The sequence below is a fragment of the Glaciimonas sp. Gout2 genome (assembly GCF_035018905.1).
Lineage (GTDB): Bacteria > Pseudomonadota > Gammaproteobacteria > Burkholderiales > Burkholderiaceae_D > Glaciimonas.
The window spans coordinates 90,180-106,300 of the sequence record NZ_JASJXA010000003.1 but is presented as its reverse complement, the minus strand read 5'-3'; the positions used below and the strand labels follow the sequence as shown (position 1 = coordinate 106,300).

Genomic DNA, 16,121 nt, shown 5'->3' with positions numbered 1-16,121 from the left:
GCAAAAGCCCATCAAAATCACTTTTGACGGGCTTTTTAAGAGAATATGGCGCAACCTCGCCAAACGCGAACTGCCAAAGGTTAATTAATGACCTGTATTAATCTTTCCAGTGGCTGATGCTTTGGCATGGTGACGACGATGGTGATGTTTTTTGCCGTGATGTTTAGGCGCCGGTTTAGCAGCCGGAGCGGCAGGCGCTGCCATTGTTGCTGCCGGCGCTGGTGCTGGTGGAACAGGTGCATTTTGCGCCATCACAGGCAGAGCGAAAGCAGCGACGATTACGGCGGCTAACAGTTTATTGATTTTCATTTTGAGTTCCTTTTCATCATCGTTGATTAAAAAAATACTATCTACTGCTGCGAAAAACTGGCGCTTACTCAACTTACTCAATTTATTGCTACCGTAATAAATCCTAATTAAGACGTTAACCAACAAAGGTTAAATTGAATAAGGTCAACCAGTGTGACCTGCCCCTTCTTAACGCGAGGTTAATCGCTGAGGTTGACATGAAACTCACAATAAGTTTTTTCCAGGCACTATTTAGTGTAATCCTTTATGCGTTTTCTAGCGCAGGTGCAACTTAAACGCTACTAAAGCGCCTCTTGATCAAACCTAACACTAGAGAAATCTGCCGAAATAAGGTCAATCCGGTCAGTGCAAAAACCATCAACGCCCCAAGCCAGTATTTCTCTGGCTCGCTTTACTGAATTGACGGTGTAGCAGAACAGACCAGCGCCTGATGCCTTAACAGCGCTCGCCTGCATTGGTGATAGATACTTGTGATTAGTATGGAGAGAAACCGCCTCCAACTCTTTTAGGCGCTCAAGCCAGTCATCTTTAACCGTGGTTGTCAAATAAGCCCTGGGAATCACTTCAGCAGCAATCTGTGCGGCGCGTAAGGCCTCTAACGAAAACGAAGATAACAACGGTAAATTAGCCGCGGTAGCAAGACTCGGTGAAACCCTGTGAGCCGCTGCCTCCACCTCAAAAACCGCGCGCGTCATTTGTGCCACGATGCGTCCGGTTTCGACCTCAAACCCTTCCACCGGTTTAATTTCTACATTCATCCAAATTCCGTGCTGCCGACAAAAGGCCATTGCCTGTTGATAGGTACAAACCGGTTCGCCGATGTACTCTGAGCCAAACCAACCACCAGCGTCCATGGCTGTCAATTGCGCCGTCGTAAATGCATTGACCTTGCCTACTCCCCTGACAGTGCGACCAAAAACCGGATCGTGCATCAAAATCGGCTCGCCATCTCCGGACAACATCACGTCGAACTCGACAGCGCGAAACCCGTGTAGAAGTCCGCAGCGCATCCCCGCCAGAGTGTTTTCGGGTGCTAACGTCCCACCGCCTCGATGGGCGACGATTTTAGGATACGGCCACATGATTATTTTCTCCCAATTAATTAACAACAGTCGAATGGTCAATCATTTGAATCATCGCCAACAGGAGCGCCCTATTACCTGTCGCTTACTCGAGCCTTTTCGATTTTAAGCAATACGCTATCAAAGAACCGCACGACTTGCTGTTCGAGCCTTAACAGGTAATTTGCTCTATCAAAGCCCGGGGGATCCTCTCCTGGGTCACCGGCATCTGAGTTCAACTGTATTAAAGGCGGTGCCATAAACGCGAAATGGCCAGCATTAGCGACCTCCTCAAAGACAGCCTGTGGCAGCCGTGCACGAAGCCAGTTTCCATGATATTTGGGTGTCAGTACCGTATCTTTTTGCGCAGTGACGATGTGAAGCGGCACGTCTAATCGCTTCAGGGAAGCCGGTGCGAACGCCAAACCAATTGGAGCCATCGCAAATACCGCATGAATGCGCGGATCACGTACGTCAAAATCAATTGCATCAGCATCAGCGTCAGTTAGCGTGGTATTTATGACCGAAGCTCCCGCTGAAGCCGATCCGGCAACCCTCTCTGCCTCGTTCGCCTCAAAACCAGTAACCTTGGCCAAGCCATGGGGATCACCGCCCAACTGACAAAACAATTGATCATCAATGGTGGTGGCGCAATGGTGCAGCATTTGCTGACGATCGGCCATCCCTCCGGCCAACGCCAAGACACTAAAACCACCGGCAGAATGCCCTAACGCACCGATTTTCAGTCCTACAATATGCGCGCTCCAATAGGAATCGATCAGCAAAGCATCCAACAAACGCGATAATTGCCGGGGCCGCTCGGAAAAATAATCGTCAGAAAGCACCAAAGAGCGATCATCCCAGTTATCTCCAGGATGTTGTGGTGCGGCCACGAGATAACCGTTTTTTGCTAATTGTATGGCAAGATTATAGTGAGCCAGCTGACTGCCGCCAGAGCCGTGCGACAATAAAATTACCCCTTTTAGGGGAAGTTCAGGTACCCCATTAAATGCCAAAACAGGCGCATACGGACCTAGCCGCATCATTTTGGCCGGGGATTTACTGGGATAAAACAGTGCAACCGGCATGGATGGATGATCGGCGCGACGCACTGTCATGGCGCGCATACCAGCGTTTTGGGTTGCGTCTGGAGGCATTGCTAAGTCCTTACGATGAGATGACTAAATTGTCTGTCATTTATCTTATTCACGCGCGGATTATTGACTGCGCCTGACAGGTTAACAAAAAACACCCTCTCAGAACTGACAAACCGAACGACAAACCACCTCGCTACGGTAAAATGCTTTTCATCTTTATACTTATTCCGCAAAGCGCTTGCGCAAAAAACATTCATGAGCAACGATCCCAAGAATATCCCCGCTAACGGTAATCAAGCACCCGCGCCGACACCGTCCAACTTCCTGCGCACGATTATCGAAGCCGATATGACTGCGGGTGTCTACGCTGGTCGCAAGGATGGTCAGGGTCAAGCCATACCGTCCATCGTCACCCGCTTTCCGCCTGAGCCTAACGGTTACTTGCATATTGGTCATGCAAAAGCCATTTGCGTGAACTTTGGTTTGGCACGTGATTATGCTGGCCGCTGTCACTTACGTTTTGATGACACAAATCCGGAAAAAGAAGAGCAGGAATACGTCGACACCATCATTGATAGTGTCAGATGGCTAGGTTTTGACTGGAAAGATGCGACCGGCGATCACTTATTCTTCGCCAGCGATTATTTCGACCAGTTGTATCAAATGGCCGAATATCTGATCACCGCGGGTCTGGCCTATGTTGACAGCCAAAGCGCCGAAGATATGGCTGCCAATCGCGGCAACTTTGGCGAAGTAGGCAAAGACTCGCCATTCCGTCAACGCTCGCCAGAAGAATCGCTGGACCTGTTTCGGCGCATGAAAGCGGGCGAATTCAAGGATGGTGCGCACATCGTTCGCGCCAAAATTGACATGACGTCGCCCAACATGAATTTGCGTGATCCTGCGATTTATCGTATCCGCCATGCACATCATCATCGCACCGGCGACGCGTGGTGCATCTATCCGATGTATGACTACACACATCCGATCTCGGACGCGCTCGAAAACATCACCCATTCGATTTGCACATTGGAATTTCAGGATCACAGACCTTTTTATGACTGGGTTCTCGAAAAATTGAGCGATGGTGGCTTCCTCCAAAAGCCGGTTCCGCATCAGTATGAATTTTCGCGCCTGAATATTACTTACGTTGTCACCAGCAAGCGCAAGTTGCGTCAACTGGTGGACGAGAAGATTGTTGATGGATGGGATGATCCACGTATGTCCACGCTGGTCGGCATCCGTCGACGCGGTTATACGCCAGAATCGCTGCAACTATTTTGCGAACGCACTGGCGTCACCAAGTCGGACGGTTGGATTGATATGAGTTCGCTGGAAGGTGCATTGCGTGAGGATCTCGACCCAAAAGCCCCACGCGCAACCGCTGTGTTGCGCCCGCTCAAACTCATCATCGACAACTTCCCGGAAGATGAAATCGTCGAATGCCATGCACCTGTATATCCGCCAGCCCATCCGGATCACGCCACCGCGTTGCGTCACTTTCCCATGACAAAAAATGTGTGGATCGAACGGGAAGATTTCATGGAAACGCCAGTAAAAGGGTATTTCCGTCTGACGCCCCCGACTGAAGATAAAGCCGGTAGCCGCGTTCGTCTGCGCCACGGTTACGTGGTTGAATGTACCGGTTTCGACAAAGACGCCGAGGGCAATGTGACCGCCGTGCACTGCACCCGTTTCGAAGATAGCAAGAGCGGAACCGAAGGCAGCGCCAACTATAAGGTCAAGGGCAACATCCACTGGGTAAGCGTAGCCCACGCGTTAGAAGCGGAAGTCCGATTGTACGACCGATTATTTAGCGATCCGCATCCTGATGCGGGCGGCAAAGATTTCAAACTAGCCTTGAACCCTCACTCCAAAGAAGTAGTCACCGCGTATCTTGAGCCAGGCATGTCGGCTGCAATGCCCGACGAACGTTATCAATTTGAACGTCATGGCTATTTCGTCGCTGATCGGGTCGATAGCAGCGTTGGTAAACCTGTGTTTAACAGAACAGTGACACTGAAAGATAGTTGGGGTAAATAATTAATTGTCTTATTCCCTTATTGTAATTAATTATTTCAATTGACTATTATTTAATCGCTCATAGGTTTCCGCTACCATACTAATTAATGAATTAGTAAGGTAGTTGGTCACCCATTATCCGTACATAGCGCGTTGTCCGAGCTATTGGCTGGGCGTTGCTCCAGACGCAGATCCTTACTAAAAAACGTCAATAAAGCGTTTCTAGCTAAGCACACAATAGTACGTCGAAGTTACATCTATTTGTGCTTTTGCCTAATTCAAAACGGTTATCGGATCGATATATAGCGCTATCCGGATCAACAGCAGAGTCGGCCTGGTGGAGCGATCAAAGTGGAAGAGATGCGCAGGCTTTGATAGTCGGTGGCAATTTATTCACGAATTCGGGTAACCGGCTATACTTTCGTCACTTTCAAGTCGACTTCACCCACCAAGAGCTAAAAAATGACGATCTCAATGTACACCTCATCTATCCCCGTTTTCAAACAATTACTAAACGGTTTAAGCGACGTACTAAACAAAGCCGAAGCCCACGCTACCGAAAAGAAAATTGACGCTAACGCATTTCTTCAAGCACGTTTGTTTCCAGATATGTTTGCGTTGACGCGCCAAGTCCAAATCGCTGCCGATTTCGCTAAAAGCGTTTCCTCACGATTGGCGGGTATTGAAGTACCCGCTTACGACGATAACGAGCAAAGCTTTGCTGAACTGCAAGCGCGTATCCAAAAGACGCTTGCGTTTATCGAAGGTCTGACACCAGCGCAAATTGACGGCAGCGAAACGTTAGAAATCGTATTGCGTCCTGGCACACCGAAAGAAAAGAAACTGACAGGTCAGGTTTATTTGCTCCAATACGGTTTGCCGCAATTTTTCTTCCACGTCACCACCGCTTACGACATTCTGCGTCACAACGGCGTTGAAATTGGCAAGCGTGACTTCATGGGCGCCTATTAAACCCGAACGACGACATAAAATGCGAGAAATGATTTTGCTGTAGTCAGATAAATCATAAAGCGCGGCCTTAGGGTCGCGCTTTTTTGTTTACCAAGGTGATAAAAAGTAGAAAGAGTGTTATTTTAATCATAAAAAATTCAAGGTATTAACCCGAATCCTCTATAAAAGGTTTAACAAAAATGTAATTGTTAATAGTGCCTTTTTCCAGATGACGATATATTCATAAGACTGTACTATCATAAAATACACAATATAAAAAAAACCGACCGACTCAGGTCTATACAGACAATTAAGTTGCATTGCGACCGACTGGAACAGATGCAGCGTTAAACAATCATTCGCCACACACGGACTCCTTAGCTTAAGTGATTAGAAGCAGGTAGCAGTAACACAAGCAGCACATTCTCTCCTCACATGCCACAGAATAAGTTGAAGAAGACCATACTTTCGAGCGAGCAGACGTTAAAAGACCACAACCTCCTGGATGCACAATCACATCAGGAGTCGGGGAAATCACTACATCCGCAGACATTCCCCAACGTTTTATTCGTACGCCAGTACGACCCTAAACAGGCACTTCGCATGCGTCGCTATTTTATGGCTGCCGGGACATCCTTGTTGGCGATTTGCCTGATGTTTGCTTGCTACTTCCAGGGCCTTCTGTCACTTAATTCTTTCTATCAAAGCAGCACGATGGTGTTGCTCGGAGTAGTCATTTTTTACGTATTATTCCGGAGCGGACTCAATCTCAAATGTCGAGATCCGAATCTGGCCCTTCCTCAAATGGGAGCGGCAACGCTGATCACGCTATACACCATGTACGCGGCGAACGGAGGACGGTCGGTATTTATCATACTTTTGCTGATGGCTTTTCTATTCAGCGTTCTACAGTTCTCGAGCCGTGCCTTACTGATTTACGCTGCGAGTATTTTGGTCGCTTATGGCCTGATAATTGGACTATTGATACGATTTAAACCTCAATCCCTAGACTTGCGTCTCGAAGTATTGCAGTGGCTGACTCTCGCACTCACCTTGCCCTGGTTCGCTACCATGGGTAGTTTCATTAGTGGATTACGCAACCAGTTACGTAAAACCAACGCCGAACTTGCCAGTGTGTTGCAACAGGTTTTGGCCAGCGAATCAAGCCTGGCTGAGGCTCAGCGTACGGCTGGACTTGGAAGCTGGACGTTTGATCTCGTTCATCGCTCCGCTATTTGGTCGCTGGAAACCTACCGCTTGTTCGGCATTGACCCCACCCTTCCAGCACCGACGGACGCGCAGTTCCTGCAAATAGTACATCCCGAAGATCATACCCATTACTACACGTTGATGGACGCCACGCGCTCCGAGAGCGGCACCATAGACTCTCAATTTCGTATCATTTTGCCGACCGGTGAAATTCGCTGGGTCCACTTGTTAGGACAGTTAGTATTCGATGTCGCAGGGCCGACAACCTTCTTGCGCGGCACCGTCATGGATACCACCGAACATAATGCTCAGGAAGAAGCACTCACCCTTGCGCGCGATCAGGCGGCGGCGGCGCGCGCGTCGTTGGTAGATGCTATCGAAAGCCTGACCGAAGTCTTCGGGTTATTTGACGCCGATGACCGCTTGGTCTTATGTAATCGAAAGTTCGCCCGGAGTTATACAGATTTCGAACGATTCGAAGAAATCGCCGGGATGCGCTTTGAAGATATTGTGCGATCATCGCTTGCCAAAGGAGAAGTAATCGAGCCAGCATTTCACGGCAATGTGGAAGCGTGGGTCGCAGAACAAGTCCGGCGCCATCGCGACCCAAGTCACCCCACACACACATTACGGCTAAGCGATGGACGCTGGCTGGAGGTGACAGAGCAACATACGCGCAGTGGCGGCATTGTCGGCGTGGGTAGAGATATCAGCGAGCAGAAACAAAACCAGCAGCAACAGGCGATGGAATATACCGTCACCTTGTTACTGGCAAAATCCGAGACCCTTGAGGACGTTGTTCCAAAAATAATTCAGACCGTTTGCGAAACACTCGGATGGGACTGCGGTGCTTGCTGGCATTGGGATAGATCAGCACAAATCCTGACACGCGGTGAGTCATGGAGCGCGGCATCAAGCGATTTAAGCGCATTTGTCAGCATGGGCAAGCAACGTCCACCGGCCTCGATCATGCCCGAATTGATCCAACGTGTTTGGTCAACAGGCGAACCGCTATGGATCCCCCACGTTGCCGAACACGCCGGTTTCAAGCTTACACAGATGACATCCACAGCCGGACCGTTGGGCGCGTTCGCATTTCCAATCAAAATCGGTACTGAACTGTATGGCGTAATGGAATTTTACGCCCGTGATGTGCGCCACTCCGACCCCGCGCTGCTTGCAGTAACGCGATCTATAGGCTTGCAAATTGGTCAGTTCATCGGACGCAGAGCAGCAAAAGAAGAAATTTGGCAGTTGGCATTCTACGATCCTCTTACACGTCTGCCAAACCGCCGCCTTCTTATTGATCGGTTAGAACACGTCCAGGCTATCAGCACGCGTAATAAATTACACAACGCGTTATTATTTATAGATCTTGATAACTTCAAGACCATCAACGACACGCTCGGTCATGACAAGGGCGATCTTCTATTGCAAGAGGTCGCCAGGCGCCTTGTGAGTTGCGTACGCACTGCCGACACTGTCGCCCGACTAGGCGGGGATGAGTTTGTCATCATGATCAGTGAACTAAGCGAAAACCTTGAAGCGGCAGCAGTTCAGGTTGAACAAGTCGGCGAAAAAATCCTGATGCACCTGAATCAGCCGTATCAACTAGCTGATCACTTGTACCGCAGCACATCAAGTATCGGCGTCACGCTGTTCAGCGGACGGGACGAATCGACAGATGATCTGCTGAAACGCGCCGATCTTGCCATGTATCAGGCAAAGTCAGCGGGCCGTAACACTTTACGATTCTTCGAGCCCGATATGCAAGCAGCCGTTTCTGCCCGCGCAGAGCTTGAGATTGATTTGCGTCACGGGCAACAAGACGCACAATTTATTCTCTATTATCAGGCGCAGGTAGATCATAGCGGACGTTGGACCGGGGCCGAAGCACTGATACGCTGGCAGCATCCGAAACGGGGATTGGTGAGTCCTGCCGAGTTTATCCCGGCAGCTGAAGAGAACGGGTTAATCCTTACGTTGGGACGTTGGGTTCTGGAAACAGCCTGTTCCCAACTTGTCGTGTGGTCATTGCGACCGGAAACCTCGCACCTGACGCTGGCGGTCAACGTCAGTATGCGTCAGTTCAGACAACCAGACTTCGTCAAAGACGTCACGGAATTGCTAGAGCTGACGGGGGCTGATCCTCGCATGCTGAAGCTTGAGCTGACCGAAAGTATGCTGCTCGTGAACGTGGAAGATATTATCATCAAGATGAGCGCCTTGATCGCATTGGGCATCCGCTTCTCTTTAGATGATTTCGGGACGGGTTATTCGTCACTTTCCCATCTTAAGCGCCTACCACTCGATCAACTCAAAATCGATCAAACTTTCGTCAGAGATGTCCTTACGGACCCGAACGATGCCGCCATTGTTCGGACTATCGTGGCACTTGCGCAAAGTCTCGGTTTATCGGTTATCGCAGAGGGGGTAGAAACGGCATCACAGATGACGTTCCTTTCCAATAACGGCTGCAGTGCTTATCAAGGATATTTATTTAGCCGACCGCTTCCGCTAGAACAGTTTGAAGCCTTGCATCTAAAAGAGAATCACGCCAACGCTATCACTGATCTCAGCACTCCTTTGATACGATAAAACCATGGTACATTTACTAACACTTACCGAACGGGAGAACATCAAAAGAAGGTCACCGGGCGCCAACGATCCCCAGCAACTCTGACAAATTGATAATTTCACCGTCAGGCGTATCGGGAATTCTCTCCGCAGGTTGCGCAAAACGATTACACCAGATGACGCGAAAGCCAAATGCTTTGGCAGAATAAGCATCCCAGCCGTTGGAAGACACAAAACATATCTCACTCGGCATTAAGCCGAATTGGTCGACCGCCATTTGATACACAGACGGATGCGGCTTAAATATCCCTGCTTCATCCACTGACAGCACAGCGTCAAGTAAATGACCAATACCGGCATTGTTGACCGCGCTCGACAACATACCTGCCGAACCATTTGAAAGAATCCCACATCGTAAGCCGCTAGCTTTCAAGGCAACTAACGTACTCTCGACTTCAGGATAAGGGCGGAGTTGCAAATAAAGATCGAGTAACCGCTGACGCAAACCCGCATCGGTTACCTTTAAACTCTCTAGTGCAAAGTCGAGCGCATCACCGGTAACATCCCAAAAATCCGCGTGTCGTCCGGTCAGGCTGCGCAGCCACGTATATTGAAGCTGCTTGGTGCGCCACATGTCGGCCAGCGGACGCCATTTATCTCCCAGCATGTCTTGCACCTGTTCGGCTGCACTGTTGACGTCAAACAAGGTTCCATAGGCATCGAAAACACACGCTCGAATATTAGCGAGTTTGGTATCTGGCATAGCTTAATCCTTAAAAATATTGGGAAAATAAAGGGTGCATAAAGCAATCTTGCGATTTATAACCAAGCTTGCGGAACCTCACAGACCGCTTTTAGTGATCTCCACGAAGTACTCTCCATGATTACCCCGCGAATCAGATCGGTCATAGTGTTTTTCTTCACGCGCTAATACTATGCATGAAAACCGTTAACTTGGCATGACACTCGCCGTTTCGATATTACTGGTACGCTTACGTTCGCGCTATTCTAATAACCCCATCCACTACAATCCATTCTGCATATTAACGTTATCTTCCTAAAGCATATAAAAATGGTTGTGCACGGGTGACCACATTTCAGCAACACACCAGACCTAGACTGTAACAAGAAGCCATAGACCATGACAGATTCAATCCACTTCTACCAGCCATCGCAGGGCCATCGTCTGCCACATGATCCTTTCAATGCCATTGTCGGCCCACGCCCCATCGGCTGGATTTCATCGCAGGATGCCGACGGGAAACTTAATCTGGCACCGTATAGTTTTTTCAATGCATTCAATTACACGCCACCCATCGTTGGATTTTCCAGTATCGGACGCAAAGACACGCTTAACAACATCGAAGCCACTGGCGAATTCGTCTGGAATTTAGCCACCATGCCATTAGCAGAAGCCATGAACCAATGCTCGGCGCCAGTCGCTCCCACCGTCAGCGAATTTGAGCTAGCCGGACTTACGCCGGTCCGCTCAAACATAGTTGGCCCTCCACGCGTAGGCGAAAGCCCGGTCTCGTTCGAATGTAAATTGACCCAAGTTATCCAGTTACGCGGCGTGTCAGGAGCGGCGGTAGAGAGTTGGCTCGTGTTAGGCGAAGTCGTTGGCGTGCACATTAATACGGCACTACTGGTCGACGGCGTCTACGATACCGCCGCCGCTGAACCAATTCTGCGCGGCGGTGGGCCTGGCGACTACTTTCAAACCTTACCTCAAAGCTTGTTCCGCATGTATCGCCCGGGTCGTTAGAAGCATTGTTAATACCCGCATCCCAAAATTGACGGTAAGAATTTGGCTATCAGAAGGTGCGCTGAAGCGTTTCGGGGATGCGTGTATTATCAGCAGACACGGATTCGGCAGCACATATTTCCCATTGAGCAAGTTCTCAACATTAACCAGAAAAGGACATCATCATGATTCAGTTATATTTCCATCCTTCACCAAATCCACTCAAGGTGGCGCTTTTTCTCGAGGAGTCCGGCCTTCCCTATGAAGCGATTCCCATCGATACCCGCAAAGGCGAACAACACTTGCCGGCATTCCTTAAAATCAACCCAAATGCAAAGACACCTGCAATTGTTGATGGCGATGCGACGGTGTTTGACAGCAACGCAATCCTGCTATACCTGGCTGAAAAATCGGGTCAATTTCTGCCTGCAGATACACCGGCTGCGCGCGGTCAGATGTTGTCATGGTTGATGTTTGTCGCCAGCGGGATCGGTCCGTATTCTGGTCAGGCAGTCCACTTTAAACATTTCGCGCCTGAGCCGAAGGAATACGCGGTCAATCGTTACATCTTTGAAGCGGAACGCCATTACGCCATCCTTGAGGCGCAACTGGCAAAGCACCGCTATATGCTAGGCGACACCTATACACTAGTCGATATGGCGGTCTGGGGTTGGGCTCGCGCCGTTCCATTCATCCTTGGACCAGATGCATGGGATCAGCTCCCGAACTTGAAGCGCCACTTAGACGAAATCAACGCCAGACCGGCAGCGCAGCGCGCAGAGGCATTAAAAACAAAGTTCACCTTTAAGGCAGAGATGGATGACGATGCGCGCAAACAAATGTTTCCGCAAAATGCTCGCCTTAACGCTTGATTGGTATCCTGTTCTCAACACTGTTAGTTCGACCAATTCGCTTGGCTTCTTATATTGGAGTTTTGTATGACAGAGAACACGTCCAGGCCGCCGCTACCTCCGTTTACGCCCGAGACTGCACGCCAAAAAGTACGCGCAGCCGAAGACGGATGGAACTCACGCGACCCCGAGCGGGTCTCAATGGCCTACACCGAAGAAAGCAAATGGCGTAATCGGGCGGAATTTATTACTGGCAGAAAAGAGATTGCTGCGCTGCTCACACGCAAGTGGAATCGGGAGCTGGACTATCGTCTGATCAAAGAACTATGGGCGTGTGCGGACAACCGTATTGCAGTACGTTTTGCGTATGAATGGCACGACGATGCGGGCAATTGGTTTCGTTCTTATGGCAATGAAAACTGGGAATTCGATGCCCATGGTCTGATGGCTGTACGTCATGCCAGTATCAACGATCTCCCTATCAAAGAGACTGATCGTCAGTTTCACTGGCCATTGGGACGTCGTCCAGACGATCACCCGAGTCTCAGTGAACTGGGTCTTTAACAAAATTAATTAATTATTAATTAGCAATAGTAATAGCAACATCAGCGCAACATTCTACAAAAAGGCCGTATCCCTCATGAGGAAAACGGCTTTTTTCATAGGGCGTATGGGATTTCGAAAAAGCGCTCGAAGATCGCATCATACGATCTTTAATCCCATCGATCGATAGCTAAAATTTATTAAATATAATTTAATAATTAATTTTACATATGGATCTGGATTCTTTACACTTCAGTCTTAATGATTCACAACCCCTTACAGGAAAACACAATGTCTCTCATCAATACCCAAGTAAAACCATTCAAAGCAACCGCTTACCAGAACGGCAAGTTCATTGACTTGACTGAAGAATCCTTCAAAGGCAAGTGGTCTATCGTTATGTTTTACCCAGCAGATTTCACTTTTGTTTGCCCGACAGAATTAGAAGATCTGGCCGATAACTATGCTGAATTCCAAAAATTGGGCGTTGAAGTCTACGGCGTATCAACTGATAGCCATTTTGCTCACAAAGCATGGCACGACACATCAGAAGCCATCAAAAAAGTGCAATACGCACTGATCGGTGACCCAACTGCTGTGTTGTCACGCAACTTCGAAGTGTTGATCGAAGAAGAAGGCATGGCACTGCGCGGTACTTTTGTGATCAATCCAGAAGGTCAGATCAAGGTCATGGAAGTGCATGACAACGGTATTGGCCGCGACGCTTCAGAATTGATGCGTAAAGTAAAAGCAGCACAATACGTCGCATCACATCCAGGCGAAGTTTGCCCTGCGAAATGGACTGAAGGCGCTGCAACATTGACACCATCGCTTGATTTGGTTGGCAAGATCTAAGATCCCACTCAGGGTCTACTAGCAACACCGACGCCGGTCGGGAATTGTCCAGACCGGCTTCAAAAATTATTTAAATAGAAAGCAACATCATGTTAGATGCAAATCTCAAAACCCAGTTGAAAACCTATTTGGAAAAGGTCGTGCAGCCGATTGAGATCATCGCGTCTCTCGATGATAGCGACAAATCCCGCGAATTGCAGGCCATGCTCCAGGAAATCCTCCTGTTGAGCGACCGCATTACGTTGGTTGAACGCACTGACGACGAAGAGCGCAAGCCGTCGTTTAGTATTAACCGCCCTGGAACAGATATCAGCGTACGTTTTGCCGGTATTCCGTTGGGCCATGAATTTACCTCGCTGGTTTTAGCGCTGCTACAAGTTGGTGGCCATCCAGTCAAGCTGGACGATGCTGTGATTGAACAAATCCGCAATCTGGACGGCGACTATCAGTTTGAAACCTATATTTCTTTGTCATGCCAAAGCTGCCCTGAAGTTGTTCAGGCGCTCAACGTCATGTCGATCATCAACCCGCGTATTCGCACTGTCACGATCGACGGCGCACTGTTTCAAAAAGAAGTCGAGAGTCGCCAGATCATGGCTGTACCGACTATGTATATGAACGGTGAAGTGTTCGGCCAAGGTCGTTCCGGCGTCGAAGAAATCCTCGCAAAACTGGATAGTGGTGCAAGTACACGTAAGGCCGAACAACTTAGCAGTAAAGAAGTGTTTGACGTATTGATCGTCGGCGGCGGACCTGCTGGCGCGGCTGCCGCAATTTATGCAGCACGTAAAGGCATCCGCACAGGTGTCCTGGCGGAGCGTTTTGGTGGTCAGGTTCTCGATACGTTGGCGATTGAAAATTTTGTCTCGGTGAAAGAAACCGATGGTCCGCATTTTGCGGTCGCGCTGGAGCAGCACGTTAAGTCGTACGAAGTCGACATCATGAACTTGCAACGGGCCACAAGTATGGTTCCTGGCAAGCTGATCGAAATCAAAACTGCAAGCGGCGCCATCTTGAAAAGCAAAACCGTTATTCTCGCCACCGGTGCACGCTGGAGAGAGATCAATGTTCCTGGCGAACAGCAATACCGTAACCACGGCGTTGCCTATTGCCCGCATTGTGATGGTCCGTTATTCAAGGGCAAACGCGTGGCGGTTATCGGCGGCGGCAATTCTGGTGTCGAGGCAGCAATTGATCTGGCTGGTATCGTCGGCCACGTCACCCTGATCGAATTCGGTGCAGAATTGCGCGCTGACGCGGTCCTGCAACGGAAACTGAAAAGTCTTGGCAACGTAACGATTCATACTTCAGCACAAACCACAGAAATCCATGGCGATGGCAAAAAAGTTAATGGCTTAAGCTACACCGATCGCGTGTCAGGCAACAGCAAAAAGGTTGAACTGGAAGGCGTATTCGTCCAAATCGGCTTGGTGCCAAACACTGAATGGTTAAAAGGTACGGTTGCTTTATCGCGTCATGGTGAGATCGAAATAGACGCAAAAGGTCAAACTTCTATTCCTGGTGTGTTTGCAGCGGGTGACGTCACAACGGTCCCATTCAAGCAGATCGTGATTGCCGTGGGCGAAGGTGCTAAAGCATCGTTGAGTGCATTCGATCACCTGATCCGGAATTCGTTTGATGACGAAGAAGTAGTTGCCCCTGCGGAGCAAGTAGCAGTTACCGCGTAACACTGTTACTGAGGATGTAAATAATCCTGGGACATTGTGCTTCTTATAGGTAGCAGATTATGTGGTTAAAGATCGTTTACTACGATTTAACTCAACGCAATTCCTACCAGAATGCCGGGCACGCCCGGCATTTTGACGTCTTGCTATCTTTTACATAGCTATCTATGACCTTGCTGATTATATCTAGCTTAAAAAGGTAAGCAGTCGCTGACCATCTCAGGCATTAACGTTCACCACCAGACGACCCCGTACTTTTCCTGCCAGAATTTCAGGTGCCTTAACCAGCGCCTCAGCCAGTGAAATCTCCTGCGTGATCGTGGCCAGTTTATCCAGGTCCAACTCATCGGCCAGACATTGCCACGCAGCGATGCGCTTATTCAACGGTGCCATCACACTATCGATCCCGATCAATTTGACACCGCGTAAAATGAACGGAGCAACCGACGCTGGAAAATCTAGCCCTTGCGCTAAACCGCATGCCGTGACCGTTCCACCGTAACAAGTTTGCGCGACGGCATTCATCAGCGTATGCGAGCCAACTGAATCGATGACTCCCGCCCAGCGCTCTCTTTGCAATGGTTTTCCCGCGGCTGATAAGGTTGCACGATCAATGATCTCCGTCGCCCCCAAAGATTTCAGATAATCGGACTCGTCCAACTTACCGGTTGACGCAACTACCCGATAACCCCAACCCGACAAAATGGCAATAGCAATACTTCCGACGCCGCCCGAAGCGCCGGTGACCAAAATCTCACCGTCGTCCTTATCGACACCTTGCTCTTGCAACGCAATTGCGCTCAACATCGCCGTGTAACCTGCTGTGCCGATCGCCATCGCCGTCCGTGCCGACATGCCTGCGGGTCGTTTAATCAGCCAATCGCCTTTCAGTTTGGCACGTTGCCCGAGGCAACCCATATGCGTTTCTCCAACACCCCAACCGTTGAGGATAAATGCGTCCCCCACTTTCCAATCCGGGTGGGAAGATGCAATCACTTCTCCCGCGCCATCAATGCCCGGCACCATTGGCCAGTTGCGCACTACCGGCGCTTTACCGGTAATCGCCAGGCCGTCTTTGTAATTAACGGTGGAATAATCAATACGGACCGTTACATCCCCATCTGCTGGTAATTGTTCATCGCTAATCTGAGTCAATTTGGCGCTAGTTGACCCATCATCATTCTTGTGAAGCAATATTGCATTAAACATGCTGCGGT

13 protein-coding genes are annotated in these 16,121 nt (G+C 49.4%); 8 read left to right on the top strand and 5 right to left on the bottom strand.

Features of this window, described 5'->3' with window-relative positions; genetic code table 11:
- Positions 1 to 84: 84 nt before the first annotated feature.
- From QN379_RS04140 to QN379_RS04130, 3 genes are all read right to left on the bottom strand, one after another.
- A complete protein-coding gene (locus tag QN379_RS04140) occupies positions 85 to 381 on the bottom strand; it encodes a hypothetical protein (protein WP_416348520.1) in 297 nt (98 codons plus the stop codon).
- Between the two features lie 209 nt (positions 382 to 590).
- Positions 591 to 1,391 (bottom strand): glycerophosphodiester phosphodiesterase, encoded by an 801-nt coding sequence (gene ugpQ / locus QN379_RS04135; RefSeq protein WP_322236354.1) that lies wholly within the window; start codon positions 1,389 to 1,391, stop codon positions 591 to 593.
- 74 nt (positions 1,392 to 1,465) lie between these two features.
- Positions 1,466 to 2,527: an alpha/beta fold hydrolase gene (locus QN379_RS04130; RefSeq protein ID WP_322236352.1), complete on the bottom strand. Its 1,062-nt coding sequence runs from the start codon at positions 2,525 to 2,527 to the stop codon at positions 1,466 to 1,468.
- Positions 2,528 to 2,722: 195 nt separating this feature from the next.
- Here QN379_RS04130 and QN379_RS04125 point away from each other — a divergent pair, with 195 nt between their 5' ends.
- From QN379_RS04125 to QN379_RS04115, 3 genes are all read left to right on the top strand, one after another.
- A complete protein-coding gene (locus tag QN379_RS04125) occupies positions 2,723 to 4,510 on the top strand; it encodes a glutamine--tRNA ligase/YqeY domain fusion protein (protein ID WP_322236350.1) in 1,788 nt (595 codons plus the stop codon).
- 441 nt (positions 4,511 to 4,951) lie between these two features.
- A complete protein-coding gene (locus QN379_RS04120; RefSeq protein ID WP_322236348.1) occupies positions 4,952 to 5,461 on the top strand; it encodes a DUF1993 domain-containing protein in 510 nt (169 codons plus the stop codon).
- Between the two features lie 429 nt (positions 5,462 to 5,890).
- A complete protein-coding gene (locus tag QN379_RS04115; protein WP_323506087.1) occupies positions 5,891 to 9,247 on the top strand; it encodes an EAL and GGDEF domain-containing protein in 3,357 nt (1,118 codons plus the stop codon).
- 52 nt (positions 9,248 to 9,299) lie between these two features.
- Here the strand turns inward: QN379_RS04115 and QN379_RS04110 are convergent, their stop codons facing one another.
- Positions 9,300 to 9,989, bottom strand: coding sequence for a haloacid dehalogenase type II (locus QN379_RS04110; protein ID WP_323506086.1), 690 nt, complete (start codon positions 9,987 to 9,989; stop codon positions 9,300 to 9,302).
- Positions 9,990 to 10,367: 378 nt separating this feature from the next.
- On the opposite strand from QN379_RS04110, the gene QN379_RS04105 reads away from it, so the two are divergent.
- The 5 genes from QN379_RS04105 (at position 10,368) to ahpF (ending at position 14,907) form a co-directional block, all read left to right on the top strand.
- Positions 10,368 to 10,991 (top strand): flavin reductase family protein, encoded by a 624-nt coding sequence (locus QN379_RS04105; RefSeq protein ID WP_322236342.1) that lies wholly within the window; start codon positions 10,368 to 10,370, stop codon positions 10,989 to 10,991.
- Between the two features lie 164 nt (positions 10,992 to 11,155).
- Entirely contained in the window at positions 11,156 to 11,842 is a 687-nt protein-coding gene (locus tag QN379_RS04100; RefSeq protein WP_322236340.1) for a glutathione S-transferase family protein, read from the top strand.
- A gap of 66 nt (positions 11,843 to 11,908) precedes the next feature.
- The gene (locus tag QN379_RS04095; RefSeq protein ID WP_322236338.1) at positions 11,909 to 12,385 is read left to right on the top strand and encodes a nuclear transport factor 2 family protein; all 477 of its coding nucleotides are present in this window, start codon (positions 11,909 to 11,911) and stop codon (positions 12,383 to 12,385) included.
- Between the two features lie 270 nt (positions 12,386 to 12,655).
- Complete coding sequence (gene ahpC, locus QN379_RS04090; protein ID WP_322236336.1) at positions 12,656 to 13,219, top strand: alkyl hydroperoxide reductase subunit C; 564 nt, start codon at positions 12,656 to 12,658, stop codon at positions 13,217 to 13,219.
- Positions 13,220 to 13,308: 89 nt separating this feature from the next.
- A complete protein-coding gene (ahpF, locus tag QN379_RS04085) occupies positions 13,309 to 14,907 on the top strand; it encodes an alkyl hydroperoxide reductase subunit F (protein WP_322236334.1) in 1,599 nt (532 codons plus the stop codon).
- Positions 14,908 to 15,123: 216 nt separating this feature from the next.
- On the opposite strand, the gene QN379_RS04080 is transcribed toward ahpF, so the two are convergent.
- The gene (locus QN379_RS04080) at positions 15,124 to 16,113 is read right to left on the bottom strand and encodes an MDR family oxidoreductase (protein ID WP_323506085.1); all 990 of its coding nucleotides are present in this window, start codon (positions 16,111 to 16,113) and stop codon (positions 15,124 to 15,126) included.
- Positions 16,114 to 16,121 lie beyond the last annotated feature (8 nt).